Source organism: Sphingopyxis sp. FD7 (assembly GCF_003609835.1).
In the GTDB taxonomy this organism is placed as follows: domain Bacteria; phylum Pseudomonadota; class Alphaproteobacteria; order Sphingomonadales; family Sphingomonadaceae; genus Sphingopyxis.
Genome location: NZ_AP017898.1, coordinates 3,401,274 through 3,427,114, shown reverse-complemented (window position 1 = coordinate 3,427,114; position 25,841 = coordinate 3,401,274). Strand labels below are relative to the sequence as shown.

At 61.6% G+C, this 25,841-nt stretch carries 22 protein-coding genes and 1 pseudogene; 10 read left to right on the top strand and 13 right to left on the bottom strand.

All coding sequences use genetic code 11. The annotated features are described in order from the left end of the window. Positions 1-238 precede the first annotated feature (238 nt). Positions 239-2,353, bottom strand: coding sequence for a TonB-dependent receptor (locus tag SPYCA_RS16615; protein WP_058455286.1), 2,115 nt, complete (start codon positions 2,351-2,353; stop codon positions 239-241). Between the two features lie 646 nt (positions 2,354-2,999). Then, positions 3,000-3,398, bottom strand: a complete 399-nt coding sequence (locus SPYCA_RS16610) for a MerR family transcriptional regulator (protein ID WP_039578962.1) — start codon at positions 3,396-3,398, stop codon at positions 3,000-3,002. Positions 3,399-3,568: 170 nt separating this feature from the next. Between SPYCA_RS16610 and SPYCA_RS16605 the strand changes: the two are divergent. Then, positions 3,569-3,880 (top strand): annotated as a pseudogene (locus SPYCA_RS16605) (glutaredoxin domain-containing protein); the annotation flags it as partial. A 32-nt stretch (positions 3,881-3,912) separates the two neighbouring features. On the opposite strand, the gene SPYCA_RS16600 reads toward SPYCA_RS16605, so the two are convergent. The 7 genes from SPYCA_RS16600 to SPYCA_RS16570 all read right to left on the bottom strand — a co-directional run bounded on the left by SPYCA_RS16600 (position 3,913) and on the right by SPYCA_RS16570 (position 10,273). Continuing rightward, a protein-coding gene (locus SPYCA_RS16600) for an IS3-like element ISSpma3 family transposase (RefSeq protein ID WP_120218809.1) occupies positions 3,913-5,084 on the bottom strand; the annotation gives its coding sequence in 2 pieces (ribosomal slippage) (positions 3,913-4,832 and positions 4,832-5,084; 1,173 coding nt in all). Positions 5,085-5,188: 104 nt separating this feature from the next. Further along, a complete protein-coding gene (locus tag SPYCA_RS16595) occupies positions 5,189-5,647 on the bottom strand; it encodes a hypothetical protein (RefSeq protein ID WP_232003382.1) in 459 nt (152 codons plus the stop codon). 79 nt (positions 5,648-5,726) lie between these two features. Next, positions 5,727-6,572, bottom strand: a complete 846-nt coding sequence (istB, locus tag SPYCA_RS16590) for an IS21-like element helper ATPase IstB (protein ID WP_053554354.1) — start codon at positions 6,570-6,572, stop codon at positions 5,727-5,729. After that, on the bottom strand, positions 6,569-7,810 hold the full coding sequence (gene istA / locus SPYCA_RS16585) for an IS21 family transposase (protein ID WP_114268144.1): 1,242 nt from the start codon (positions 7,808-7,810) through the stop codon (positions 6,569-6,571). Before istA ends, istB begins: the two co-directional genes overlap by 4 nt. 100 nt (positions 7,811-7,910) lie before the next feature. Continuing rightward, complete coding sequence (locus SPYCA_RS16580; RefSeq protein WP_197715356.1) at positions 7,911-8,408, bottom strand: hypothetical protein; 498 nt, start codon at positions 8,406-8,408, stop codon at positions 7,911-7,913. Then, positions 8,408-9,583, bottom strand: a complete 1,176-nt coding sequence (locus SPYCA_RS16575; protein WP_232003380.1) for a MarR family transcriptional regulator — start codon at positions 9,581-9,583, stop codon at positions 8,408-8,410. The genes SPYCA_RS16580 and SPYCA_RS16575 overlap by 1 nt, the downstream gene beginning before the upstream one ends. A gap of 57 nt (positions 9,584-9,640) precedes the next feature. Continuing rightward, positions 9,641-10,273: a hypothetical protein gene (locus tag SPYCA_RS16570; RefSeq protein WP_146625176.1), complete on the bottom strand. Its 633-nt coding sequence runs from the start codon at positions 10,271-10,273 to the stop codon at positions 9,641-9,643. A gap of 167 nt (positions 10,274-10,440) precedes the next feature. On the opposite strand from SPYCA_RS16570, the gene SPYCA_RS16565 reads away from it, so the two are divergent. The 3 genes from SPYCA_RS16565 to SPYCA_RS16550 are packed head-to-tail and all read left to right on the top strand — an operon-like array spanning position 10,441 to position 12,288. Next, positions 10,441-10,671 carry an EexN family lipoprotein gene (locus tag SPYCA_RS16565; protein ID WP_232003378.1) on the top strand — a complete coding sequence of 77 codons (231 nt, stop codon included), beginning with the start codon at positions 10,441-10,443 and terminating at the stop codon, positions 10,669-10,671. A gap of 49 nt (positions 10,672-10,720) precedes the next feature. Continuing rightward, on the top strand, positions 10,721-11,416 hold the full coding sequence (locus tag SPYCA_RS19140) for an HNH endonuclease (RefSeq protein ID WP_146625175.1): 696 nt from the start codon (positions 10,721-10,723) through the stop codon (positions 11,414-11,416). Next, positions 11,416-12,288, top strand: coding sequence for an RES family NAD+ phosphorylase (locus SPYCA_RS16550; RefSeq protein ID WP_120221867.1), 873 nt, complete (start codon positions 11,416-11,418; stop codon positions 12,286-12,288). The genes SPYCA_RS19140 and SPYCA_RS16550 overlap by 1 nt, the downstream gene beginning before the upstream one ends. 29 nt (positions 12,289-12,317) lie before the next feature. On the opposite strand, the gene SPYCA_RS16545 is transcribed toward SPYCA_RS16550, so the two are convergent. Together SPYCA_RS16545 and SPYCA_RS16540 are read right to left on the bottom strand one after the other, a co-directional pair. Further along, positions 12,318-13,247, bottom strand: coding sequence for a HEPN domain-containing protein (locus tag SPYCA_RS16545; protein ID WP_120221866.1), 930 nt, complete (start codon positions 13,245-13,247; stop codon positions 12,318-12,320). An 83-nt stretch (positions 13,248-13,330) separates the two neighbouring features. Then, on the bottom strand, positions 13,331-13,654 hold the full coding sequence (locus SPYCA_RS16540; protein ID WP_120221865.1) for a DUF736 domain-containing protein: 324 nt from the start codon (positions 13,652-13,654) through the stop codon (positions 13,331-13,333). Positions 13,655-14,023: 369 nt separating this feature from the next. Between SPYCA_RS16540 and SPYCA_RS16535 the strand changes: the two genes are divergently transcribed. From SPYCA_RS16535 to SPYCA_RS16510, 6 genes are all read left to right on the top strand, one after another. Continuing rightward, positions 14,024-14,950, top strand: coding sequence for a lipid kinase (locus SPYCA_RS16535; RefSeq protein WP_120221864.1), 927 nt, complete (start codon positions 14,024-14,026; stop codon positions 14,948-14,950). Positions 14,951-15,153: 203 nt separating this feature from the next. Beyond that, positions 15,154-16,812 (top strand): hypothetical protein, encoded by a 1,659-nt coding sequence (locus SPYCA_RS16530; protein ID WP_146625174.1) that lies wholly within the window; start codon positions 15,154-15,156, stop codon positions 16,810-16,812. A 273-nt stretch (positions 16,813-17,085) separates the two neighbouring features. Further along, positions 17,086-17,664, top strand: coding sequence for an RNA polymerase sigma factor (locus SPYCA_RS16525; RefSeq protein ID WP_120221862.1), 579 nt, complete (start codon positions 17,086-17,088; stop codon positions 17,662-17,664). After that, positions 17,661-18,581: a FecR family protein gene (locus SPYCA_RS16520; RefSeq protein WP_120221861.1), complete on the top strand. Its 921-nt coding sequence runs from the start codon at positions 17,661-17,663 to the stop codon at positions 18,579-18,581. Before SPYCA_RS16525 ends, SPYCA_RS16520 begins: the two co-directional genes overlap by 4 nt. 93 nt (positions 18,582-18,674) lie before the next feature. Next, entirely contained in the window at positions 18,675-21,608 is a 2,934-nt protein-coding gene (locus SPYCA_RS16515; RefSeq protein WP_172595117.1) for a TonB-dependent receptor, read from the top strand. Next, a complete protein-coding gene (locus SPYCA_RS16510; protein ID WP_172595116.1) occupies positions 21,602-23,587 on the top strand; it encodes an Atxe2 family lasso peptide isopeptidase in 1,986 nt (661 codons plus the stop codon). The genes SPYCA_RS16515 and SPYCA_RS16510 overlap by 7 nt, the downstream gene beginning before the upstream one ends. On the opposite strand, the gene SPYCA_RS16505 is transcribed toward SPYCA_RS16510, so the two are convergent. Together SPYCA_RS16505 and SPYCA_RS16500 are read right to left on the bottom strand one after the other, a co-directional pair. Further along, positions 23,518-25,197, bottom strand: coding sequence for an asparagine synthase-related protein (locus tag SPYCA_RS16505; protein ID WP_120221858.1), 1,680 nt, complete (start codon positions 25,195-25,197; stop codon positions 23,518-23,520). The two genes, SPYCA_RS16510 and SPYCA_RS16505, sit on opposite strands and share 70 nt — an antisense overlap. Further along, positions 25,194-25,841, bottom strand: coding sequence for a lasso peptide biosynthesis B2 protein (locus SPYCA_RS16500; RefSeq protein WP_120221857.1), 648 nt, complete (start codon positions 25,839-25,841; stop codon positions 25,194-25,196). The genes SPYCA_RS16505 and SPYCA_RS16500 overlap by 4 nt, the downstream gene beginning before the upstream one ends.

Genomic DNA, 25,841 nt, shown 5'->3' with positions numbered 1-25,841 from the left:
CGGGCATCGAAATCGCGCGCGCTACCGACGTTCAGGATGGGACTAGCCCGTATCTGTTCGTGCCATCTTACTGTCCGGCTCATCGTGCCATCAGCAGGGCCGTTCAAGTAACGGCGCCGGTGAGAACAGGGACATATCATGTCCTGCGTTCAGAGGGAGTATTCCCCCCGGGCGCAAGCGCCCAGGGGGACCGACGACCGTAGGGGAGTCGCCGGGGGACCTCGCAGGACGAGGAACCTCAGAAAAAGTAGCGCAGCTGCAATCCGTACTGGCGCGGCTCGCCGTAGATGTAGAGCGGAAGAGTAGGGTTCGAGACACCCGTCGCGTCCGTCCCGATCGTACTATAGCTCACATAGCGCTCGTTGGTGAGATTTCGGCCATAAAGCGCAATTTCCCACGCTTCGCTCGCCGGCTGCCATGCGACACGCCCATTTATAAGGGTCGTGGCGTTTCCGGAAAAAAGCGGATTGTTGCTGGGCTTGAAAAAGATGCTGTCGCGCCAGGAGATATCGGTCCGTAATGTCAGCATTCCGCCGCCCAGGGAGGCCTTATATTCTCCGCCGAGAGTGATGTTCCACTTCGGCGCGTTCGGCAGCCGCTTGCCCTTGAGGCTTGCGCCGACGTCGTCAAAATAGACATCGTAGCGCGCATCGAGATAAGCGATCGTGGATGTAAGCGTCAGGCGATCGAACGGCCGTGCCATCAGTTCCGCTTCAACGCCCTTGATCGTCGCCTTGCCGGCGTTGGTGGTACTGGCAACGCCATTGTTATACTCAACCACCTGAAGATTGGTGTAATCATAATAGAAGGCCGAAAAATTAGCTCGAAGCCGGCGATCGAGGAGCGTCGACTTCAAGCCGACTTCGTAGCTCCAGACATACTCCGGGAGGAAAGGCCGCCCGTCTCCCAGCTGGAATCCACCCGATTTGAACCCGCGGGTTGCCGACGCATAAGCCATGACGTCATCGGCAAGGTCGTAATCGATCCCAATTTTCGGAGTCCAGGCGGTCCAGGATGATTTGGGCTGACCGGCATCGACCTGATTTCCGTTCAGCAGGACACGATATCCGAAATCCTTTTTTTCGTATGAGTATCGAAGCCCTCCGGTCAATCGCAGGCGGTCGATGAGTTCGTAGCTTGCTTGTCCGAAGAGCGCGAATGCATTCGTCGTATTGTTTTCCGGGATCGCGAGCCGACGACCCGGTTCGATGATCCGTATTTCGTCGTTGCCCTTTTCATTCAGATAGAATGCTCCGACGATCCAGCGCAGCTTGTCCGCATCGTTGTTGAGAAGTTGGAACTCTTGCGTGAAACTGCGGGAACGTTCGTAAAATTCGATATCGCGGAGGAAGAGGTCAGTCGAGTCAACGTCGAGCGCCTGGACGACCTTGCTCTTGCGCAGCGCCGTAATCGAGCGGAGCGTGACCGGGCCGCCGTCCCAGTTCATGGTCGAGGACACGCCCCAGGCATCGACATCGTAACGCGGCAGGCGGTCGAGTGCGGCCTCTTTGTCATTGGCCGGGATCGTCGCCCCCGCATCGACGAAGCCTTGCGGATAAAAGGGCCGAACAGACCGCGCGCCGGTCTCGCGATCACGGCTGGCATCCGCCCGCAACACGATCTCAAGACGGTCGCTCGCGTCAATCGCAAGCGTCAGTCGTCCAGCGAGATTATCTTCGTTTTGGTATCGCCGTCCCGAGACGACGTCGCGGTAGATGCCGTCGCGCTGGTTGGCAAGCAAGGTGAGGCGGCCTCGGACGCCCGCTCCAAGCGGTCCAGAAATCGTGCCGCTCAGCGAGCGCTTCTCGTAATTTCCGACGGTGAGTCCCAGCGCGCCAGTCAAATCCTCCGTAGGCATTTTGGAAATGATGTTGAGTGTGCCGCCGGCGGAGTTGCGACCGAAGAGAACGCCTTGCGGTCCGCGCAGCACCTCGATGCGTTCGACGTCGAACAAATCCTGATAGCTTGTGGTCGGGCGCGAGATGTAGACGCCGTCATAATGGACTGTCGTGCTGGGGTCGGTCGCAACGCCGAACGCCGAGGTGCCAATTCCACGAATATTGATGATCGCCATGGAATCGTTGGTGATCGACACGCCCGGCACAAAAAATTGGAGGTCTTCGACGTTTGATATGCCCGTTGCCGTAAGCGCCTCGCCGGTCATCGCTGTCACCGAGACGGGAACGGACTGCAGATTTTCCTCGCGCTTCTCCGCCGTTACGATGATCTCGGCGAGGCCGTCCGACTGGGCTTCCTGAGCCTGCGCGGGAAACGCGACCGCCACCGCAATCGCCGCCATCGAGCTTCGCTGCATTGCGCGCTTCGTCGACGAATAACAGTATAATTTGTTCATTATGCTTCCCCTGTTTCGAAGAACTGCCCTTTCGCGCAGCCCAAATGAGTTTCGGGGAAGTCGAGGACAAAAACATGCATGCCCGGAAACCGCTGCTTACGGCTTCCGGGTTCAAGCACCCAACATCCCCTACTGACATTGATTACGCACCAGAACGACTCATCCCTCAAAAATGGTTCGGGCGACGTAAAACCATCGGAATTGGGCTCCCCGATTTGTTCAGATCGCCAGGATGAAGTTGATCCGGAACGCCCAAAGGCTCCTACCTTCATCCAGAAGCGGCGCTTTTCGCTTCTGCCCCTCGTCGGAGCCTTGGTCGGCGCCGTGCACGTGACGCAATCGCTCGCTTGACCCTATGGTCAGGTCTTCCCCGTGGAAGCCTATTTGTTCGCTCTGATGCCGGTCCTAGCCGCGGAGATTCGATGGCGCCTGACCCAGGCACTTCGGACGGCCGTCGCAACTCCGGACGCGGCAGCGGCGAGACACTGCGGCTGCGATCCGCGCTAGCCTTCAGCTCGATGTCGCAGCCGGAGTTACCATCCCATCGCTTGTAGCCGGGATGCTGGAACCATTTGCGACCGATTGACACCAGTTTGAGGGAGGTGAGACGGGCCGTCAGCACCATCCGCCCCCAAGACCAGTCGGGCTAGATCTGCTCGAACGCCGCTATGATCGGGCAGTGGAGCGTGTCGGCGGCAGCGCATTGGCGCGACAGGCCCATGAGCGCGCGCCGCGCCACATCGAGTTCGGCGATCGTCTTTTCGATCGCCGCGATGCGCGCGTCGGCCAGTTCGCGCGCTCGCGCGCGATCGCTCGACGCGTCGAGTTCGAGCAGTTCGGCGATCTCGGTGAGCGTAAATCCCGCTGCCTGTGCCGATTTGATGAAGCGCAGACGGCGCAGAACCGCCTCGTCGTAACGCCGGACTCGGCCTTCCGACGGGGCGCTGGCCGACTGAGGCGGAACGGGCAACAGGCCGCGGCGTTGGTAATAGCGGATCGTCTCGACATTGACGCCGCCCTGCCGGGCAAGCTGGCCGATGGTCATGTCACGCAAGGCCTTGACTCCGTACTATGGTACGGAGCCTATATAGCGGGAAGCGATCGGGAATCAAGAAAGGCGAATCGATGAATATGCAGGTTCAGCGCGCGAACGAAAGCGCGCCAGCGCACACTGGTGCGGCGGTTTCGGGCAAGCCGCGGGCGACCATCTATCGCATGGTGATGGAGCAGCATATCTGCCCCTATGGCCTGAAGGCGCTGCATCTGTTGCGCAGCCGCGGCTATGACGTCGAGGATGTCTGGCTGACGACCCGCGAGGAAACCGACGCATTCAAGGCGAAACATGGCGTCGCGACGACGCCGCAGACCTTCATCGAAGGCGAGCGGATCGGCGGTCTTGACGATCTGAGGCGCCATCTCGGTCTGAAAGTCCGCGATCCTAAGGCGCTTACCTATAAGCCCGTCATCGCGCTCTTCTCTATCACCGCGCTGATGGCGCTGGCCGCCAGCCAAGCGGTGTCGGGCACGTGACGTGACCCCCTGGTTTCCACCAGCGGGGATTAGAGCCCAGCAGCTTTGTTGCGCATGAGCGCAGTGTAAGCAATGGCCTGTGCAGCGGAGCCCGAAGGGCGTAGCTGCACAGGCCATTGCTTATGCAGTTCGGCGGCGAACGCCGCCGGTGTCTCATATCCAAGGGCCGAGTGTGGCCGCGCCTGGTTGTAATCTTCGGCCCAGGCCGCGATCACTGTGCGGGCATGATCGAGGTCGAGGAACAGCGTCTCGTTCAGAAGCTCATCGCGCATCCGGCCATTGAAGCTCTCGACATAGCCGTTCTGCATCGGCTTGCCCGGCGCGATATAATGCCACTCGACCCCGACCTCACCGCACCATGCGAGCACCGCGTTCGATGTCAGCTCGGTCCCATTGTCGCTGACGATCATCCCCGGTCTGCCGCGCTCCTCGATCAGATCGCTGAGCTCGCGCACGACCCGGCGCCCGGAGATCGACGTGTCGGGCACCGCGCGCAGGCACTCCCGCGTGACATCGTCCACGATGTTGAGCACCCGGAACCGCCGACCTGACGCCATCTGATCATGCACAAAGTCGAGGCTCCACCGCTGGTTCGGCAGCGCGAGCACCGGTGCGGGCGCCCGCGCACCGATCGCCCGGCGCCGGTTGCGTCTTCGTCGGACCATCAGCCCCTCCTCTCGATACAGGCGCTGGGTCTTCTTCCTGTTGATCATCACGCCCTCCCGGCGCAGCAGGATATGCAGGCGCCGATAACCGAACCGGCGACGCTGCTGCGCCAACTCGCGCAGCTTCTCCCGAACCTCGGCATCGTCGCCACGCTGCGACCGGTAGCGCATGCTCTTCCGATCGGCGCCTGTGACACGGCACGCCCGCCGCTCGCTCATCCCATGGCAAGCCTGGAGATGGGCGACCGCTTCCCGCTGAACGGCGGGCGTCACCATTTTTTTGTGAGAAGATCCTTCAGCGCCGCATTGTCCAGCATCGAGTCCGCAAGCAACCGCTTCAGCTTCGCGTTCTCGTCCTCGAGCGAGCGTAGCCGCTTCGCCTCCGACACCTCAAGGCCGCCATACTTGGCCTTCCAGTTGTAGATCGTTGCTTCCGACACCCCGTGTCGCCGCGCCAGCTCGCCGGTCTTCGCGCCCGCCTCCGCTTCCTTCAACACCCCGATGATCTGCTCTTCCGAAAACCTCAAACGCTTCATCTGTCCGTCCTTCCTTCAAGACCGGACTCTAATCACTGTTGGAGGAAAATCAGGGGGTCACGTCAGAACGACCAGAACCAGACTAGAGCTACGGCATCCCGGCATCAAATTTCGAATGGGGCCAGGAAGTCAGCCATCACCTCCGCGGCGTGCCGCTGCCGCAAGATCCGGGCGTTCAGCAGATCGGGGTCGGCCGAGACATCGGCTTCGTCGTCTTCGAAGCTAGCGACCGCGACTGGTCCGTCGCGCAAATAGCTCTCGTCGGGATTGGGATCGCGAAAGCGAACCGCCAAGCGGGTAAGCGCCTCGCGTATGGCGTTGGCATGCGGGCCGGTCAGTGCTGCCGCGAAGGCGGACTGCGCCGCACCGACGCCACCTTCCAGATTTTCGATGCAGTAGATCAGGTCGTGCGCATCCTTCCGCTCGAACCTCTGGTCGAAAGCAAAGGCCTTGAGGCAGGTGAAGGTGACGATATCGGCGTAGCGGACGACCTCGGTGGCGCGGCCTTTGCCGTTCAGCAGGTCCGCCGTGATTTCGACGGTCCCGTGATGGTCGAACACCATGGAGGCGTAGGGGTGTCAACGCTGACTAATAATTCCCCAGAAGTGCCGGGTTAAAATTCCCCAGTTTGGGTTTCGGTGATCAGCCGTTCCAGTGATCGTGCGTGCGCTCCTTCGGTGGCCGCCCGCGCCTTTTGGGCGGCGGCGGCGGCGTGATCGCTGAGATCGCCCTGGTGTGTTCCGGCACGAGGTCGGAGTGCGCGCGCAAGCGGTAACTGGCGCCCTCGATCTGGATCACGATGGCATGGTGCAGCAAGCGATCGAGGAGCGCCGTTGCCACCACCGGATCCCCGAACACCTCGCCCCATTCAGCAAAGCCGCGGTTGGATGTGAGGATCATCGCTCCCTTTTCGTAACGGGAGTTGACCAGCTGGAAGAAGAGGTTGGCACCGCCGGGCGTAACCGGGAGGTAGCCGATCTCATCGACGATAAGGAGGGTGTTTCGGTTGAAGAACCGGAGCCGTTCGGGAAGCCGTCCGTCACGCTCGGCACGCACCAGCATGTCGATCACCTCAGCCAGACTGGCGCGGTAAACACGCTTGCCAGCGCGAACAGCCTCTGCGCCCAAGGCTGTCGCCAGATGGCTCTTGCCTGTGCCCGGCGGTCCCAGCAGATGGACCACCTCGCCGCGCTCGATAAAGTCGAGCTGCGCCAGTGCGAGGATGCGGCCGCGATCCAGCGAAGGCTGGAACGAGAAGTCGAAGCCTTCGAGGGTTTTCATGGGCATGAGCCGTGAGGTCTTGAGCCCGACAGTGAAGCGCCTGCTTTCCCGATTGCCATACTCATGCGAGAGCAAGACATCGATGGCTTCAAGCGCGGTCATTTCGCCGCGCTCCAGACACCGCATGGTATGATCAAGTACCTCGAGCGCGCGGGGCATTCTCAGGCCAACCAGGCTCGTGCGGATGCGGTCGATGATCTCCGTCATGGCCGTACCTCGCTGCCGGCCAGTCGCCGTCCTACCGCCTCGTAGAAGCCCAGCGAGCGCCTGGTAATCTCAAGCCCTGCAGGCGGCGGCACTGTTGCCGCGCGAGGCGGAGCGAGCCGCCGGTGGGAAGGATCAACCCGGCGCTGATTGCGTCCATCGAGAACGGGATGCACCGCGATCAGCTTGCGATCCTCGAAGATCCTGATCTCACGGGGATGATTCTGCACCTCCACGACCCGTTTGCGCGTAGCGTCGGGCACCGAGTAGAGATTGCCGCCAACCGATACCATGCCTTCATGGCTGACTCGCCGCTCGATCGTGAGCACCGCATTGTATGGGGCCGCAGGCAAGGCCGTCAGGACCGGTTGCTCCTCGGCAAAGTGCTCGCTGACGATCCGCCGGGTCGTGGCATGCAACCGAACATTCGCGACCGTGTCCAGCCATTCGCGGAACTGCCTGTTCAGGTCATCAGCGTTGCAGAAGGTGCGTCCAAGGAAGAAGTCCTGACGGATGTAGCGGTAGGGCCGTTCGATCTTGCCCTTGGTTTTCGCCCGATAGGGCCTGCATGCACGCGGCAAAGCGCCGTAATGATCCAGCAAGGCCACCAGCGACCGATTGTAGATCACAATACCCTCGGCATCCTCATCGATCACAGCGGTTTTCATGCGGTCGTAAAGCACCTCGGACGGGGCACCGCCCATCGCATCGAAGGCGTCGATGTGGCAGCGCATCACCGTCTGCAGATCCTGGGTCGGACAGAACCGACCCCACAGCCAGCGGCTATGACCCAACACCATCGAGAACAGCCAGAAGATCCGGGTCACGCCCGGCTCATCGCTGAACGCCACCTTGAACTGGGCGAAGTCCACCTGGGCCTGCCGTCCCGCGGGTGTTTCGAAGCGCCGCTCAAACGGGACCACTCGCCGCGGCCGCATCTGGCGCAGGAAGTCCGTGACGGTCGTGTAGCCGCCCTTGAACCCCATCGCAGCGATTTCGCGGAAGAGACGCTTGCCAGACAACCCAGGATATAACGCGATGCGATCGCGAAGATATGGTTCGTAGGGTTCCAGCTCCCGCGGACGGGGTGGCCGGGGCTTGTACACCGGCGCCTTCACGCCGCCGGCCAGGTGTTTGCGTACCGTCTTTCGATCAAGGCCCGTCTGCCGCGCAATCGCCGACACCGACAGCCCCTGCCGCTTCAAGTCATGGATCATGACAATTTCCTCAAGTCTGATCACCTGCCACGCCTCCCGCCAATCCGGGCAAGCATAGGAGGGATCCGTGCGGGTCGTTGCCAATTCGCTCCGGGGCTAGCCCCGGAGCGAATTGGCGCTCACCTCAAACTGGGGAATTTTCATTCGGCACTTCTGGGGAGAATACATCCGGTATCGACAAGGGGATATTCAGCGCCGAGACGTTGCCGTCCGATGGCAGTTCCTTGACCTTGCCGCCTCCGAGTTCTGGCGAGTCCGCCAGAAATTCGAGGATCATCGTCGTGCCGTCCTCGATCTCGGCGCGCCACCGCCAGGATTGCTTCGCGCCCTTGTCATTCTCGGCGCGCTCGAAGTTCATCGCCTTCAGATTTTCTTCGAGCGTGCTGTAAGCTTCGGTCGTCGTGAGGATTCCGACATCGACGACGATGTCGACGTCGCCCGTGCCTGCATGTTTGGGGACCTTCGGCGGCCTTGCGGTCACGAGATAGCGCGGGGCGAGACCCCCGACGAGAAAGACCGAGTCCTTCCATGGCCCAAGCCCGCGCAGAAGGGTGACCAGAACGCGTTCGCACGCATCGGTGACCATATCCTCATAGCCGCTGATCGTCTGTGGTTTGGGCATTATTTATCCAGACACTCGCTACGAAGATGCATCGCCATTTCACGGGAACGGCCAGACGCCTGTAGCAGGTCGAGATAGACCTGCAGCGGCGGAGCGTAGCAGACGCCATCGATCCGTTGGCCCACCGCGACATCGCGCCGGCTCTTCGCTTCGATGATGCCGAGGTTCCAGCCTTCGGCGACGGGTCGCGCGTCGAGACCAAGCAGCGCCTCGATCAGCTTCTGCCCGGGCTCGATCCGGCAACGAAGCTGCGAGATCGACGAGAGATAGGGCGCATAGATTTGAGCGGCCACTTCACCGGTGACCGCATAGGCAGCCTTCGCGTCCCTGCATGCCTGATCAAGGCGCAGCGCCAGCTCCAGTGCGTCACTCGCTTTCGGAACATAGTAGCGCCGCACCGTCGGTGCCTTCTGATCGCTGGCGTAGCTCGTCCAGGCTTCTAGAAGGGGGCGTGCGGCGCGCAGTCGACGCTGTTTGGACGGACCCGCGCCCTGCACATCGACCCATTCGCGCCGTTCTAGTTCCGTGAGAGTTTCGGAAGCAGTAGCGGGCGAAACACCGCTCGTATCGGCGAGGTCCTTCACACTCAACCAGTCCTGACGCCGCTCATAAATTTCATGGAGCGCGCGCGCTTTTTGCCCCTGAAAAATGGAATCGAATTTCTTCGCCCCTTTTTTCGGAGCCGGTTTATCGAGGAATATAAAGGCCTTTTTGCCCGGAATATAAAGTGAGCCTCCAAGGTCGAAATATCCGACGCGCTCTTCCCGAAAAATCTCTCGAGCGCCCGGCGAGATCGCACGGGCGACAAAAAAAGGAATGATTTCCCGGTCGTCACCGGAATTGCTGAGATGGGCCTGATTATTCCGAAGCTGCCAGATTGCTTCGCGCACATCGCGCGGAAAAAGCTGCGCCTTGATTTCAACGAGCAAGACCAACGGCTGGCGGTTGATAAATGCGCCGATCAGCGCGTCGGCGCGGCCGCGAGGCCCGATTTCGACCTCATATCGCTCGATTTGCGCGTGCGACTGAGGCAGCGCCAATAGCGCTTCCAAAAGCGCATCGAGCAATTCGCGCTGGGAATTTTCAAATTCGGCCATATTTCGTGTCCAGCAAAAATCAGCAAAAAGGTGAATATTCGGAAAAAAGCTGATATTTGCTGCGCAGAAAATTTGCATCAAAAAAATGAGAAAAATCTCGGCAGGGCGCTTTCCGCCGATTTTGCGATTTACGGCCTAAAGCCCAAACCGCTTGAGCAAATCGCCATACTCATTGAGATTGAAAATGATGCCGCCTGCAAGCGGATCCGAAAAATCCCCGCCATCGATGCCGCCATTGGACAAAAGGCCCGCTGCGAGCAAACTCTCGGCGATCAGCGTCTTCTCGCCCTGAACGCCATCGCTGAAGTTACGCAGCAATTCGAGATCTTCGGCATAACAGCGCGACACAATCGACGTCAGACGCATCATCTTATCATAATCCATATCGCCGCGAATATGCGCCGCGACGAGCCGCCCGAGGATGACGGGCTTCACCGTATCATCGAGACGATCGAGAATAAGAAGGATCGCTTCTCCAAAATCCTCTGTCTTTCCCTCAGCTTTGAGACGGTCCACGAAATCGATCCGCTCCTGATCCGTTGTTTGATTGGTTTCGCGAAGAAAACGAACGACCTTCCGCGTGAATAATTGTTGCCCGATCTCCTTGTGCGCGCGCCAAATTCCGGTCGCCGCGCCAAGGATGGGCACGCCGTCCAATGCACCCGAAGAAATAGCGGCGTCGAGGGCAGCATCACCGACCGTCGCGAGGGCAGTAGTTGTCTCTTTCGATGCGATCGAGGCAGGCAGAGCGGCGTTCAATTTCGACATCATTTCCCCCTTAGTCCATCCTCGCAAGGCTCCTGCACCCCATATTGCGACACGAAGCCGGCGGCAAAGTGGCCGTACAGGAGAACAGCCCCAATCTGGTTCTATCTGCCAGCACGCCGCTGCAGTTTCGGACACTCTGGCGCTAAGATCGGCCACTGGAGGTGACGATGTCCGATGTGAAGATGCTGGCGATCGCCGGCCTCGCGACCCTGACAGCATGCGCGCCGCCCGAACCGCGAAGCGTTCAATACTTCGAGGCCAATCTTGAAGAGGCGCGCGATATCGTCAATCGCTGTAAGGCGGGCGATATGGGCGGTGATGAATGCAGCAATGCAAACGTCGCTGTTGAGACAGCGGCGGGCAAGGCCCGTTTCGAACGCTTTCGCGGCAGGAAGTAATCCCCGCTCCAATATGCTAAGGTATCGGACGGAGCGATCTTGGGGCGAGATGAACTTATACCGGCACAAGGAATGGGCAGCCTATCGTGCAGAGCAGATCAGGCTGCATGGTGGAGTATGTGCCCACTGCCGTCGCTCCGGCGACGAGGTTGTGCTTCAAGTCCATCATCGCGATTATGTCGCGGGACGCCTCCCCTGGGAATATCCCTACCAGGAATGTGAAGTTCTTTGCAGAGGATGCCACGCAAAGGAGCATGGCATTATCCAGCCATCGAAGGACTGGGTCCTTATCGGGCATGACGATCTCGGCGGTTTAGATGGCGAATGCGAACAATGTGGTCAGGCGCTGCGCTACGCCCACATGGTGTTCCATCCTAAATGGTGGGCAATGGTCGTCGGCGAAAAATGTTGCGATGATCTCACCGAGGGCACCGTAGGAACTGAGAGCCATGCCGAGTTCCTGAACTTTCTCGATCGGAGAAAGCGCTTCGTCGGTTCCAGCAAATGGCAGGCTAACAGCGACGGGAGCCTGTCCATCCGACGTAGCGGCATTGCGATCCTAATCGTTTCGACGGCCCCTGGGCAGTTTCGGTTTCACCTCGACGAAGCGCGTGGAAAGGTCGATCATCCGACGATACTGGATGCAAAGATTAGTGCGTTCGATTTCGTTGAAAGCGGAAAGGCAGCTGCCTATCTCGCGGAGCGGCGGCAAAGGGCCAAATCCGCCTCGCTTCGGAGCCAGTGATGGAACTCGACAATCCCGACGCCAAGGAGTTTGCGTCTTGGCGCAGTTACGACGTCTATGCGGATCGAGTGCGCCATTCGAGCCGGTACGTTTGGGACCCCGCAATCCAAGCCTTTTTGGCAACAGTCATCGCAACGATCGAACAGCGTGATCAGACACTGCACACCGGACGCATTCTGTTTCGTGCGCAGCAAGGCGTCGAGGTCTTCGACCAGCATGATGAACAAGGAAATTGGATCGGCGAGTACACTTCAGGTTTCGGTGCAAAGCGGATGAAGCCACTGGAACGCCGCGCGAAAGAGGGCCGAGCCAACCCCGCAGGCATCCCGGTCCTCTACCTCGGGAGCACCGCGGAGACATCCATTTCAGAAGTTCGACCTTGGGTCGGCGCAGAAGTCTCTGTAGCAAAATGCAGAATTCTCCGCGATCTCAGGACTCTGGATCTGTCGCTCGGCCACGGACATAGTTCGTTCGGCGGTCTAAACATGGGCCAGATTATGGGAACTACGCCTATATCAGCGTCGGAGAAGAAGAGCGCCGTTTGGACCGATATCGACAACGCGTTCTCACGACCTGTCACCCTGTCGGACGATTCAGCCGACTATGTTCCGACCCAAATTCTCGCAGAGCTTTTCCGCGCGCAAGGCTATGATGCAATCGCGTACAAGAGCCAGTTCGGTGACGATGAGGGCTACAATATTGCGGTGTTCGATCCATCAGCAGTCGATGTGATCAGCTGCGCCCCATATCGCGTGGAGACGATCAAGGTCACCGCCGCGCAGTTTGACAACGACTGGTACAAACACGTCGCTGGGGAGGAGGAGCTGAACCAGCTAGCGAACAGTACCGAAGAAGATCACCGACCGACCTGAAGCGCATCGCGCAACTTTGAGGAACAAGATCAGCCTGCGCGTCGGGCTGTGGTCTCGAGCTCGGCGATACGATCGCGGCAGATTCCATCAACGATCTCCGCGAGCCGCTCTACGCGCGCGCCGAGCCATTCAAGCTCCTCCGCTGATATGCTGTAATGCTTTGAGTAGCGCGCCTTGATGTACGCTTCCTTCAATTTCTCGAAGCGTGACCGATCGGTCTTCACCTCTCTAGGCCATGCCTCGAACAGGCGCGCATCTATCCGCTCAGCCTGCGTGCGCAGGAAGGCAAGATTATGGATGTGCGGTGTGTGCAGCGTGCCAACAAGCAATACACAGTGATAGTAGCTCTCGACAGCCTGATGAAGGAGAAACGCCGCCTTCTTGAAGCTCTTTCGATCGAGGTAGAACTTGTAACCCTCGATGAACTCCGTCGCGCCGGAGAACCACTCGTCAAAATATTCCTCCGCCATCTCTAGCGCCGCATGCGGCGTCATCGGTTTGGGCTCAGCAAGCTCCTTCCCATCGGCCTCGTACAGCGCGATCCCGTCACAAGCGACGTCGATGAAGAAATAGCGCCCCTGCGTAAGTCCGGAATTCACCTCGTCGAGACTGTGAACGATGAAGTTCACCGGCGTGCGGAGCCGCTTGGTAACCGACAGCTCACGAATGAGCCGATCGTCGAGCTTCGACCAATAGTCCGCCCGATCGGTCAGCCGCTTGTCGTTGACGATGATCAGCAGGTCATAGTCAGACTGATAGCCCTTCGCCGTGTGCGGCTCGTCGACCCAGCCACCCCGCGCATAGCTGCCATAGAGGATGATCTTGGAAATGCGGCCCTTGCGCTTCCAGTCCTGCGTCGCGAGCGCCAGCGCATCCTCGAATTCCTCGAAGATGATCTCGACGACGCGCTCTATTTCGCGCCGCTTGTGCGGGGGAAGATGTTCGAGGCTGCTCTGCATTGGGGTCACCCTAACAAGGTGGCGGCACCATTGCACCCGGGAGATTGTTCCGATGCGCAAGGATGCCGCAAGATGGCTGTCGGTCAGTCGGCTGGTGTCCAGATGATCGCGAAAACATCGTCGCGGTCCTGCCCCGCGGCCCGCCCGAGATTGGCGTAGATGCGCCGCGGCCCGAACTCGGGGGTCGCGAGCGAGAGCGAGACATACGAACGCCCCGATTGCTCGGCGACGCGGATCCAGCCGGCGCCGATTTCGACGCCATCGGACCAAACTCGATAATCGGGCTGCACATCGCTCGCTTTGCCGCGGTTGGGGCGTATCTCGATCGGTGCCTTGATCGACAGCGTGATGAGCTGGCCCACAAAGCCCTTCTCGATGCTGCCGCTGACGATGCCGATGCTCGCCATGTCGATACTCCTGCTGATTTGCCCGGGACCATCCCGGGCGTGCAGCCGGGCAGGTCGGCGGCTGGAGGCGCTTGCGCACCCGAAGGGCCGAAGCGCAGCGGAGGAGCGAGGCTTGGCCTCGCTTGCGCGGGCGCCGCCGCCGACCAGATTGGCGGAGCGCTCTTGGGTGGGACCGGACGAACATCGAGAATGGAACTGCGATCACGGCGAGCGACGACGCCCAGGATGTGTCGAAGCGGGAAAGAGGGCGGCATCGATCCAGATGCTTCCCGGCCTCATCGCGGCAACGTATAGGCCAGCTCCATCGGACGGGGCGCTTCTGAAGGCCCGCGCTCGAAAGTCGCAACTCTGCTGAACAGGATCGTGTCGATGCCGTGGCCCAAGGATACGCGCGCCCTCGTGCTGCACAATGCCAAGGCGCGGCAGGGCGAGCAGGCCATCGTTCCCGTTCGCGAGCGCCTCGCTGCCGGCGGCCTGCTGGTGACGGTCGAACCGTTCGAAAGCCTGCCCGAAATCGCCCGCGACGTGACACGCCTGCATCAGACCGCCGATATCATTGTCGTGTGCGGCGGCGACGGTTCGATCTCGTCCGCCGCGCCCGCGGTGATCGAGAGCGGCCTGCCGCTGGGAATCATTCCCGCCGGAACCGCGAATGATCTGGCGCGCACCCTTTCGATCCCGCTCGATTTCGCGGCGGCGGCCGAAGTCATTGTCGAGGGTCACAGCCGACGGATCGACGTCGGCACGGTCAATGGCCATGCCTTCTTCAATGTCGCGAGCATCGGGATCAGTAGCGAACTCGCCCAGAAGCTCGACCCGGCGATCAAGAAGAAGTTCGGCCGCCTCGGCTATGCCGTCGCCGCACTGCGAGTTATCCTGGCTGCCCAGCGTTTCCGGGCGAGGATCAGGGAGAAGGGGGAGTCGAGGACCGTCAGCACCTACCAGGTCGCGATCGGCAACGGGCGCCTCTATGGCGGAGGCAATGTCGTCGAGGAAAATGCCGCGATCGATGACGGCACGCTCGATCTCTATAGCCTCGAGGTGAAAAACCTCTGGAAGCTCGCCCTCATGCTTCGTGCCTTCCGGTCCGGCACGCATGGCGCGTGGAAGGAAGTGCGCACCGCCAAGTGCGTCGAGTTCGATATCGAGACGCGGCGGCCGATGCCGGTGAACACCGATGGTGAGATCGTCACCGCGACGCCGGCGCATTTCCGGGTTTTGCCGCGCGCGATATCGGTCCTCGTACCTTGCGAGTGTCCCGCCGCGGCACGGCATTTCCCGCTCTATCATCACTGACCGAGCGCAGACAAATCGCGGTCGCGGGTGCAGCTCGCATAGACGAATCTCGATCACTTAAAATGGCTCCGTGACATCGCGCCGTGCACACGCCCCAAAAACACGCGCGTAAGTATTTGAAAAATTTGACTTCATATCGAAGGTTGAAAAACGAGGAGGCACAAGGTAGTTAAATTAATAAATTAAGCAGTGTGACATCGATCATGACCACCATCGCGCAATATCTTTCAGACCATGGCCCATCGCGTTCGTCGCTGATTGTCGAAGCGCTCGTCGCTGCTGGTGCGAGCCCTGAGGCGGCCCGCCAGCGCGTCGCACGGGTCGCCAAACCGATACGCCGCTTTCCGGTCCCGATGCTGCCCAAGCGCGAAGCTTTTCTCTACCTCGACAAGGACCGGAACAGCGAACGCTTCTGGCAGAACTTCATCCGCGACATGCGCGCGACCAATTCGGTCTTCGCCGCGTCGGTCGATGGCATGATCGCCCGCGGGGGCCTCATTCGTGCCGACCAATTCGCGTCGATCAGCGGCGCGACGGTAATCCCGCAGCGCGGACAGCTGCCAGTCGAGACGGTCGCCCAACGCCTGATTGCCGCGGGCTTCATCAAGGAAATTCACAATCTCGAACATGGCCGATGCTTCGAGCTCGCGCCGTCGTTGGCTTTCGGGACGCTAGCCGGGCTTAGGGCTCGCGACCTCACGGAAGGTATCCTGCTCGACGGGATGCGCGAATGGGCGCGGAAGATCGGTTTCGCGAGCTACAATCAGATCCGCATCCGCGGCGACGAAGAACTCAAGCCTATCGGCCCCTTTGCCTTCGATTTCGCCGGCCCGAGCTACCTGCTTCCGCTTCAGGGTCTCGGCGGCAAGCCAGGCTTCATTGTCGCGGACGTGTTCGCCGAAGGGCGGCTGACCGACGACGAAATCCAGTTCTTCATCCGCAAGGCGCGGATGCTGAAGGCGACCCTCAAGAATATCGGAGTCTTGTCGATCATTGTCGCGGAGGAATTTACCGGCGAGGCAATGAAGGCAGGCCATGCCGCGGGAGTGATGCTCGCCACGCCGAAAGATCTGTTCGGCAAACGGGTCGGTGCCGCGATTGCGTCGCTATGCGATGTGCTCAAAGATGCTGCCAAATATGCGTCTTCCAGCCCGGAACGGCTCACCTACCTCCTCGATAATTTGCTCGATATCGAGGGACGTAGCCTCAACCTGCGCGGTATCCTTTTCGAGTTAGTGGTCGGCTATCTCGCACGGCGAAGCGCCATCTCGATCGATATGGGGGTTACCGCCCGAGATCCTGCGACCGGCAGGACCGCGGACATTGATGTCCAGGCGATCGCCCACCAGTCGAGCGCGGTGACAGCAATAGAGTGTAAGGGCAAAGAGCCTGGCGGGTCGCTGTCGCGCGCCGAGGTCGAAATCTGGCTCAAGAAGATTCCGGTCATACGTGCGCACTATGCGAACCATGCCGCCCTGCGAGAAGCCCTACATCGCTTTGAGATCTGGACGAGCGGAACGATCGACGCTGACGCTCTCAATCTTCTCAAGGAAGAAAAGGCCAGGCGGTCCAAGGCACCGATCGACTGGAAGGACGGGGATGCTGTTCTCGCGCTGGCACGGGCCGGCAAGGAAAAGGGTATCGCCGACGCACTCAACCAGCATTTCTTCAAGCACCCGTTCGCCGAAGTCGGCAAGACGCTTGCGGCCGAAAATCCGCCGGAGTCCAATTATCCGTCGTTCATGATGCCTGCATTCAAGCCAGACACGGGAGCAGAAGGCTCGGGACTGCCCGCCCTCCCCGACCTTTCGGCGATGGTCACCGAATGCTCGCTCGACGACGAGTTAAATGGCGCGAAATAGCGCCACGATTTGGAAGAATTCGACTCGATCTGGACCTATCTCCGCACTGCCGGGTTGCAAGCGACAGGGGCAAAGCTATGCTTTGCCTCGCATCGGGCGAGGCGCACGGTGCCAGGCGTGAGAACCTGCTTAGCCTAGTATTTTGATTCCATCCTGCCGGGTGGCCGCTGCGCATGTCCAAGCCCTCGGGCTAAAGGCGGCGGCGCTTGTTCGCTAAGCAAGTTCTCAACGCCCGGCTTGCCGCCTTCGTCCCGAACGGGAAGGCGGCAAGCTATGGACTTCGAGGACAAGGACAGCGATCGACCGGGCGTTGCCGGCAGCGATCCCTTGCCACCGGAAGACTGGGAACTCTTTGGGCGGAGCGCCCGTATCGAGGCCATCTACGCCGAACATCGGCCGCAAATTACACGCTTCTTCAAGACCCGCGCACCGAACCAGGATGTCGGTGATCTCGTACAGGAGGTCTTCAGTCGTTTCGCAAGCGCGCGCGGCGGCCTCGCGGCACTTGTCGAAGGCCCGGGCGCCTATCTCGTGAAATCCGCGCGCATGCTGCTCGCCGAATATGGCCGCGCCGACGGACGCCGACACAGGTCGCAGCACGACAGTTTCAGTGACGAGCATGAAGGATCGAGCGACCCGCACGCCGCGCTTGAGGCCCGCGACGTTCTGCGCCGGGCAGAAAGAGCCATTTCGAGGCTATCTCCGCTCACGCGCGAGATTTTCCTGATGCATCGCTTCGAGGGACTACGCTATCCCGAGATCGCTCGAATCAAGGGAATCAGCGTGAAGACGGTCGAAAGCCACATGACCAAAGCCCTTGCCGCCATCAAGCGTGCGCGGGGTAAGCAGTGAGCCGCGCCGAGAGCGAAGCCACCGCCTGGCTCGACAAGATGATGGGGCCCGATGCCGACAAGCACCGGGCGGCGTTCGACGAATGGCTGACCCAGCCGGGCAATGCCAAGGCCTATGACGAGGCGCGCGATAATTGGACCTGGGCTGGCGACATGTCGACTGCACGGATCGCGGCCGACGTGCGGGCCGATGCTCGGGAGCGCGAACCCGGCGGTCGGCGATGGGCTTTTGCCACAATCCTCGCTGCGGTGATCGCGGTCGGTTTCGCCTGGTATCTGGTCGGTCGCGATAGGGATAAGCCGATCATCGCCACCAATTCGGCGCAAGGCGAGAGCCAACTCGCCGACGGGACGCGCGTGACGCTGATGGACGGCGCCCGCATCGAGACGCGCTTCTCGGACGGCGAACGCCGCGTCATTCTGCATGACGGCCGCGCTAGGTTCGAGGTCGCACACGACGCGTCGCGACCCTTCCTCGTCGAGGCCGGAGATTCGGTCACGCGCGCGCTCGGCACCATCTTCGAGGTCGATCTCCGCGCGGACGTTCCGCGCATCGCATTGGTCGAAGGCTCGGTCGAAGTGCGGCGCCTCGAAGGCGGAAAGGCACTTCGCCTCCGTCCCGGCGAACGCGCCGAGGTCAGGTCGACCGGTCCCCAGCCGATCAAGAGCGTGGAGGCGAACGGCCCGGCCAAATCGCTGTGGGCCGACAATCTCCCGCTTGGTGCGATCCTTGACCGCGCGGGTCGCGAGAATGGCGTCAAGATCAGCTTGGCCGATCCGGCGCTGGCATCGCTGCAGGTGACGGGGCGCTTCGACATGACCGATGCCCGGAAACTTGCGCTGAAGCTCGGCGCCGCGCTCGATCTCAAGGTTGAGTTCGGTGCGAATGGACCAATTCTCGGCGCGAAATCCGAGTAGGCTACCCAAGAAAAATGCATAGGGTGTTCGGAGCACCCGTCATTTTTTCCCTTCAGACGGCCAAAATCGGCCGCACGGGAGGGATGAATGACGATGAAATTTTTCGCGGCCGTTCTGGCTTCGGGCGTCTCGGCGACGGCACTCTATGCACCTAGCGCGTGCGCGCAGACGGGCGAGCAGACGTACAATATCGAGGCCCAGCGCCTTAGCGACGCGCTTCGCAAATATTCGGAAATTTCCGGCCGCGAGGTCATCGCTGCCTCGAGTCTGCTCGAAGGCCGCCGCAGCAATCGGGTCCGCGGACGCCTCTCTCCCGACGCCGCCCTTTCCCGCCTCCTTTCCGGCACGGGCCTGACGATCGAACTCGTCGAAGGCGCATGGGTGCTTCGGTCGGGAAACGCCGATGCCGTGGGTCTCGGTTCGACTGAAGTACCTTCGAGCGAAGCCATCATCGTTACTGGCTCCCGCATTCGCGGTGCCGGACCAGTCGGATCGCCAGTAGTAAGCATTGATCGGGAGGCGATCGAGAAGAGCGGCTTCGCGACCGTCCAACAGATGCTTCAATCGCTTCCGCAAAACTTCGGCGGAGGTTCGAACGAAACTACAACTGGCGCGACGACACGCAATGGCACCGGCAACGACGCGACGCTCGGCTCGAGCATCAACCTGAGGGGTCTCGGCACGTCGTCGACCCTGGTGCTGATCGATGGGAGCCGACCGGCCCTTGGCGGGGTCGGAGGGCTATTCACCGACATTTCGCTCATTCCGATGGGCGCCGTCGAGCGTCTAGAGGTGCTGACCGACGGCGCGTCGGCCATTTATGGCGCCGACGCCGTGGCGGGTGTCGTCAACGTCCGGCTGCGCAACCGTTTCGAAGGTGCCGAGACGATGCTGCGCGCAGGAACGGCCGACGGCGATATGACCGAGGTTCAGTTCAGCCAACTCTTCGGCAAGGCGTGGGGCGGTGGACGGCTCGTCCTCGCCTATCAATTCTCGGAGCGCGGATCGCTAGCGGCGGCGACGCGTGACTTCGCCCGCGAAGATTTGCGCCCCTTTGGGGGCCCCGATTATCGATCGCTTTACGGCGTGCCCGGCACGATCCGAGCCGCCAACAATCGGATTTTCGGCATCCCAGCCGGGCAGGATGGCCGCAACCTCACCGCCGCCCAGCTTCTGCCCGGCGTTCAGAACCGGCGCGACCAGCGGGAACCTAGCGATCTGTTGCCGCGGCAGCGGGTGCACAGTCTTTATGCCTCGGGCGAAATCGAGCTGAGCGACACGCTGACTTTCCGTGCGAGCGGGCTGGCAGCGGAGCGGCGGTACCGAAAGGTCAATAACAGCAATTTCCTCCGCACCGTGCGCGTCCCCGTCACCAACCCCTTCTATGTGGATCCCATCGGGACCAACCAGCCCGTCACGGTTCTCTACAGCTTCGTCAACGACCTCGGACCCCAGATCAATTCGGGGCGGGTTCGCGCCATTTCGCTGTCGAGCAGCCTCGAGCAGGAAATCGGTCCGTGGCGCATGTCGCTCGGCGGGGCCTATGGCGCGCAAAAGGGCAGGGCGTTCACCGACAATGTCTTCAATAGCGCACGGCTCGCGGCCGCACTTGCCGACACCAACCGAGCGACCGCCTTCAATGTCTTCGGCGATGGGAGTGCCAACAACCCCGCGACGATCGCGGCCATTCGTGGCCACTATAATACGGTCGATGACTTCCGCACCTGGTCGGCAGCCCTGCGCGCCGACGGCCCTCTGTTCGCACTGCCGGCGGGCGATGTGCGGCTGGCTGCGGGCGCGGAATATCGCCGCGAGGCCTACGACTATTTCGTCGACAATGATCTCAGCACGCTTGTCCCGAATGCGGCTCCTTACCCCGGACTTCCCGGCCCGCGGAAAGTGAAATCCGTCTATGCCGAACTGCTCGTACCCATCTTCGGCGCCGACAATGCCGTCCCGGGCTTCCGCAAACTCGACCTGACGCTCGCCGGGCGGATCGAGGACTATAACCAGTTCGGCCGCACCGAGAATCCGAAGATGGGCATGCGCTGGGAGCCGGTGGAAGGGGTCGCGCTACGCACCTCCTACGGGACGTCGTTTCGCGCGCCACTTTTCGACGAGCAGCTCGGCGAGAATCTGTCGCTCTTCACGACGACGACGGTCGCAAACCCAGCCTCGCCCAGTGGAAGTTCGAACGTGCTGGCGCTGTTCGGCTACGCGCCGGACATTCGGCCCGAGAAGGCGACCACCTGGACCGCAGGCTTCGACATCGCGCCCCCTTCGCTTCCCGGGCTCAAGGCGTCGCTGACCTATTATGATGTCGACTATCGCGACCGCATCGGCTCGGTGACCGAGGATTATCTGCGCTTTCTAACCCGGCGCGATCTCTTCGGCGGCGTCGTCACCGACAACCCGCCGATCGACCTCGTGCAATTCTATTTCAACAAGCCGACCTTCAGCAATCTGATCAACATCACGCCGGGCCAGGTCGTCGCGATACTCGACGGAAGGACGCGCAACCTCGCGCGCGAGCGCCAGCGCGGGATCGATTTCGATATCGGCTACGCACCGGAATTCGCTGGGGGTATCCTCGACTTCGGAATCAGCGGCACTCACATCTTCTCAATAAAGCGGCAGCTCACGCCTGGCGCGACCAGCAGCGATTTCGTCGGCCTGTTCGCGAACCCGGTCGAGTGGCGGCTGCGCGGGCGAATGGGATGGTCGACGGGCGGCTTCTCCGCCAATGCCTTCGTCAACTATATCGACGGCTATACCAATCAGGTCGTGACGCCCATCGAGTCAGTGTCTTCCTGGACAACCGTCGACCTCAGCGTTTCGCAGCGGATCGGGGGCGCCGGCGGCGAGGATCGTCGCGGCCTACAACTCGGCCTCAGCATCCAGAACCTATTCGACCGCGATCCGCCTTATGTGAACAACCGGAGCAACACCTCGGCTCTCGGCTATGACCCTGAGAAATCGAATCCGCTGGGTCGAATGATTTCGATCCAGGCGGTGATCCGGTGGTAAGCCGCATCGCTCTTCTTCTTTCGCTGCTGGCCGTCCCTTCGGGGGCGGTCAGCCAGACGACATCGCGCGCGATCGCCGAAACCGCCGATCTGTCGGGACTCACCGCCTCGCCGGATGGGCAGTGGCTTGCGTATAGGATCGAGCGCCCGTCGACGACGACCAACAGGATCGACGTCGACTGGTATATTGTTGCGGCCGACGGCCGTACAGCGCCCCGCGCGCTGGGCCGAACCGGCGAAGCATGGTGGGACGATGCGGGGGTCGTGATTGGCGGCGAAGCGAAATGGTCCCCCGACAGCGAACGACTCGTCGTTCGCGCGCTGGTCGACGGTCGAATGTCGCTTTGGTCGACATCGATCGATGGATTGGGGTTCCGGATGGTCTCGCGTGGCTCGGGGGAGGTTGAAGCCTTCGCTTTCGCACCGGATGGCCGCCTCGTCTTCAGCGAGGGGCCATCGCGCGACACGATCGCAGGCGCCGAAGATGCTGAGCGGCTGGCCGGCATTTATGTCGACGGGACCGTCGACCTTGGCCAATCGCTCTATCGCGGCGCACTGATAAACGGCCGCCCGACAACGCAGCGCTTCTCGAACGACTGGTTCGATCGCGCTCCACTGCTGGCCGAAGCACCACGATTTTTCTCATCTGTCGCATTCGATGGAAGCATGCGCGCCGCAACGGGATCCGAAACGGCCTTGCTCGCACCTGAAAAACACCCTGCCCTCCTCGGCAAGGCAGACCTGCCACCGGAGTTGGCGCATGCCGCCGAGCTGCAGGGAATATGCTTTGATCGGAGTGATTGTGCGCCCGGCAGCGACCGCATCGCATGGTCGATCAGCGACCGGGGGAACGAACGCTATCTTGCCGTTCGTAATGCAGCGTTTCGCCAGACCATCTATCGCCTGCCGCCGGGCCGGGGTCATCTTGTGCGCGCAGCATCCTCCGATGGCCAGCTGTCGGGCGGACGTTATTATTTTCAGCCGTGTGCATTGGCCGGCGCCTCTCTCTTCTGCGTTGAGGCGGCGCCTGCCTTGCCGCCCCGTCTCGTCCGCATCGACCGCACCGGCAAGAAGCGCGTGGTCGATAGTCCCAATCCCAATCCTTCCAGCGACGGGCTCCTTGCCGAAACGCTCGCTTGGCAGGTGAGCGGCAGCCGCGCGTCGGGCGTTTTGATCCGCCCGAAGATCCCCGGGCGGCTGCCGCTCTTCGTCACCTATTATCGCTGCAACGGATATCTGCGGGGAGGTGTCGGTGACGAATGGCCGCTTCGAGCCCTGGCGGCCCACGGGATTGCCGCGCTCTGCATCAACAGCCTGCCTGCGACGGACGGAGGCACCAAGCGCTATGAAGCTGGCGCCGCAGTCGTAAAGAGCGCCGTCGACATGCTCGCGAAGCGCGGTATCGTCGATCCCGACAGGGTCGGAATGGGCGGGCTCAGCTTCGGGAGCGAGGTAACGATGTGGACCGCGCTTCACAGCAAGCTTTTGAAGGCTGTCTCCATCGCGTCGGTTCAAATGGAACCCGGATATTATTGGTTCAACGCTCGTCCGGGTCGCGAGACCTTCTCCGACAATGTTCGCAAGGTGTGGGGGCTCGGCTCGCCCGATGAGACCCCCGCCGAATGGAGCAAAGTGTCGGCGGCGCTGAATGTGGACCGGATCGAGGCTCCGGTGCTCATGCAACTGCCCGAGCAGGAAGCGCGCCTCTCCGTGGAGCTGTTCAGCAAGCTCGCGACGAGGCGGATGGGCGAGATGCATATCTTCCCGCTAGCACCGCATATCAAGGTAGAGCCGCGGCAAAAACTGGCCGCCTATGAGCGAAATCTCGACTGGTTTCGCTTCTGGCTGAAGGGCGAGGTCGACCCCGATCCCGCCAAGGCCGAACAATATCGCCGGTGGCGGATGCTAGGTCAATTCGAGCCAGCCTCGACGGCTCTGACCCATCGCTCGACATCGGCGATCTCGATCAACCGGAAATAGTCGAAATTGCCGTCCGCGAGATCCCGCCCGAGATAGGCCTCGATCGCCGACCGGTCGAGAAGTCCATTTTCGGCGAGCCTTCCCCCAAGGAGCAAGTCGCCCAGCTCCCGGCGCTGTCCAAGATAGGCGGCGGCGACAAGGGACTCGAGGCGTCCCTTTCCTCGCCGCCAGATAATTTCCGGTGGGAGCCGGCTCGCAAACGCCGTCCGGGCAACAATGCGGTCGCGCCCTCGCTCGAACCAGGTCCAGCTCGGAACCGACAGGCAATATTCCACGACGGGTTGCGAAAGCAGAGGCGCTACGACGTCCCGGCCTCGCCAGCGCATGGGGCGATCGAGAAAGTCGATGATGCGCCTGATCGACTCCGCATGGTTGCGCTTTGCCTGGGAAGCGGCCCCGGCCCCTTCGTCCCACGGATGAGCCGGGTGTCCCGAGGGAAGCCGGCCCTCGTTCAGATAGCTGGTGTCGCGGCGCCAGCCAGCTCTCGGGCCCTGCCGGCGCGCGCGCCACGCAAGACGGGCAGCGTGCCAGATCGTGGCATCAGCTGCCCGGGCACGGTCGCGAAGAGCCCGGAAGGCCGCCGGGCCCGGTCCGAGCGTCTCGAAGGCATCGACGATCGGCGCTACTGTCCCGTCGAAGGCGAAGATATTGTCGCCGCCCACCCCGCTGAATATCGCCTCGTCGCAGCCCGGAAGCGCATCGACAAAAGCGCGGTCGATCCCGCCGAGAACGCTATACGCAGCCGGCCTGAAGCCGGGTTCCTCGATGGTCGATGCAAGATCGACGGCGCTCGCGTCGTGCAGCGTCTCGACCAGCTCGAAGCCGCACCGATCGGCAACTGCGCGGGCGAAGCGCCGTTCGTCGCCATCGGCCCCGGGTGTCGCCATCGTTATCGCCTTGAAATCAGCCTCCGCAGCCGTGAGAGCAGCGGCGACAATCGAGGAGTCGAGACCGCCGGAGAGCTCGAGAACGGACTTCGGCCTCGAACGGATCCAATTACCGGTACAGGCAATGATGCGCCGCTCGAGTTCGGGAGCGAGGTCGGTCGCGGCCCCCCGGCGTTGATCGGCAACATGATCCCATGGCGACCAGATCGATTCGATGCTTACCCTCTGCCCGTTCCAGCGGAGCCGTGACCCGGGGAGCAACTCGGACACGCCCGAAATCCCGGTCCGTGCAGAGCGCAAGTTCACATAGGCCAGCGCTTCGGCCACGAAATCCCAGTCGACAGCGCGGCGCGGTGCGATTTCGTCGAGGAGTGAAGGAGAGGAAGCGCACAGGAGCGCGCCGCCGACGCGCTGCCAGTAGAGAGGATGCCCGGTCAGTGGAGCGCGGACGATCTGCACCTCGTCCGGCCTCGCGGCAATGGACAGAAAATTGCCCCAAGCGAGCGCCAAATTCTTCTCATCTGCTCTCATACGGGCCGGCGCGAAGAGGTCGCCAATTACCAGACTATCCTCGCCTAGGGTCCGCCACGGCAATTCGCTGCTCGCGAATACCTGCACGCCCGGCAGGCTACCGGTCGCCTGGAGGCCGAAACGCCGGGCCAGGCCCCTCAAGTCTCGGTCAATCTCCACTGCCCCGAGGATGGCGAGGATGCTCCGTCTCATCGGACGGCCAGGATCGGCGTATAGTTGTTCGCGTCCGCAGCGGTCCCGGTCAGGACGCAATCCTTTGTCTGAAGCCAACAATGGGCAGCGAAGGGCGCGAGCCGCACACCGAAGACGAGGGCCGCATGCTGTCCTCGCGCCAACAGGATGCGATCGAGCGCCAGCGCATCGATCAGGCAGCGCGGAGCGATTGGAACGATCCAACGACAGGCGGCATAGCGTCCCGCCAGATCGGCAGCGGTGCCAGAGTCGCTGGATAGCGCCGCCTTTTCTCGCGCCAGCGCCGCAATCGTGGCTGCGATATGACCGGGGCGCATGGCCCGTCTTGCCCAGCTAAGCGACCGGGCGGCCGCCAACGCCATCAAGGGGCTGAAGCCTGGATCCGGTTCGGATGCGAGATCCCGGCATGGGACATTGATCTGCGTCGGCTCGATCGTCCCAGGCCTATCGCTTCTGGTTATGAAGCCCGTCGCCACGAGCCGGGTCATGGCATCGCTGTCGTTCGCTTCGCCGATGCGCAATCGATCAAAGGCTGCGCGATCCTCGCCGCGCATGGCCAGATATTTGTCGCGGGTCAGATCCAGAAAGACGAGCTCGCCGCCCGCTTCGCAAAATCCGGTCCCGGGCGCGAGTTGCCAACCCAT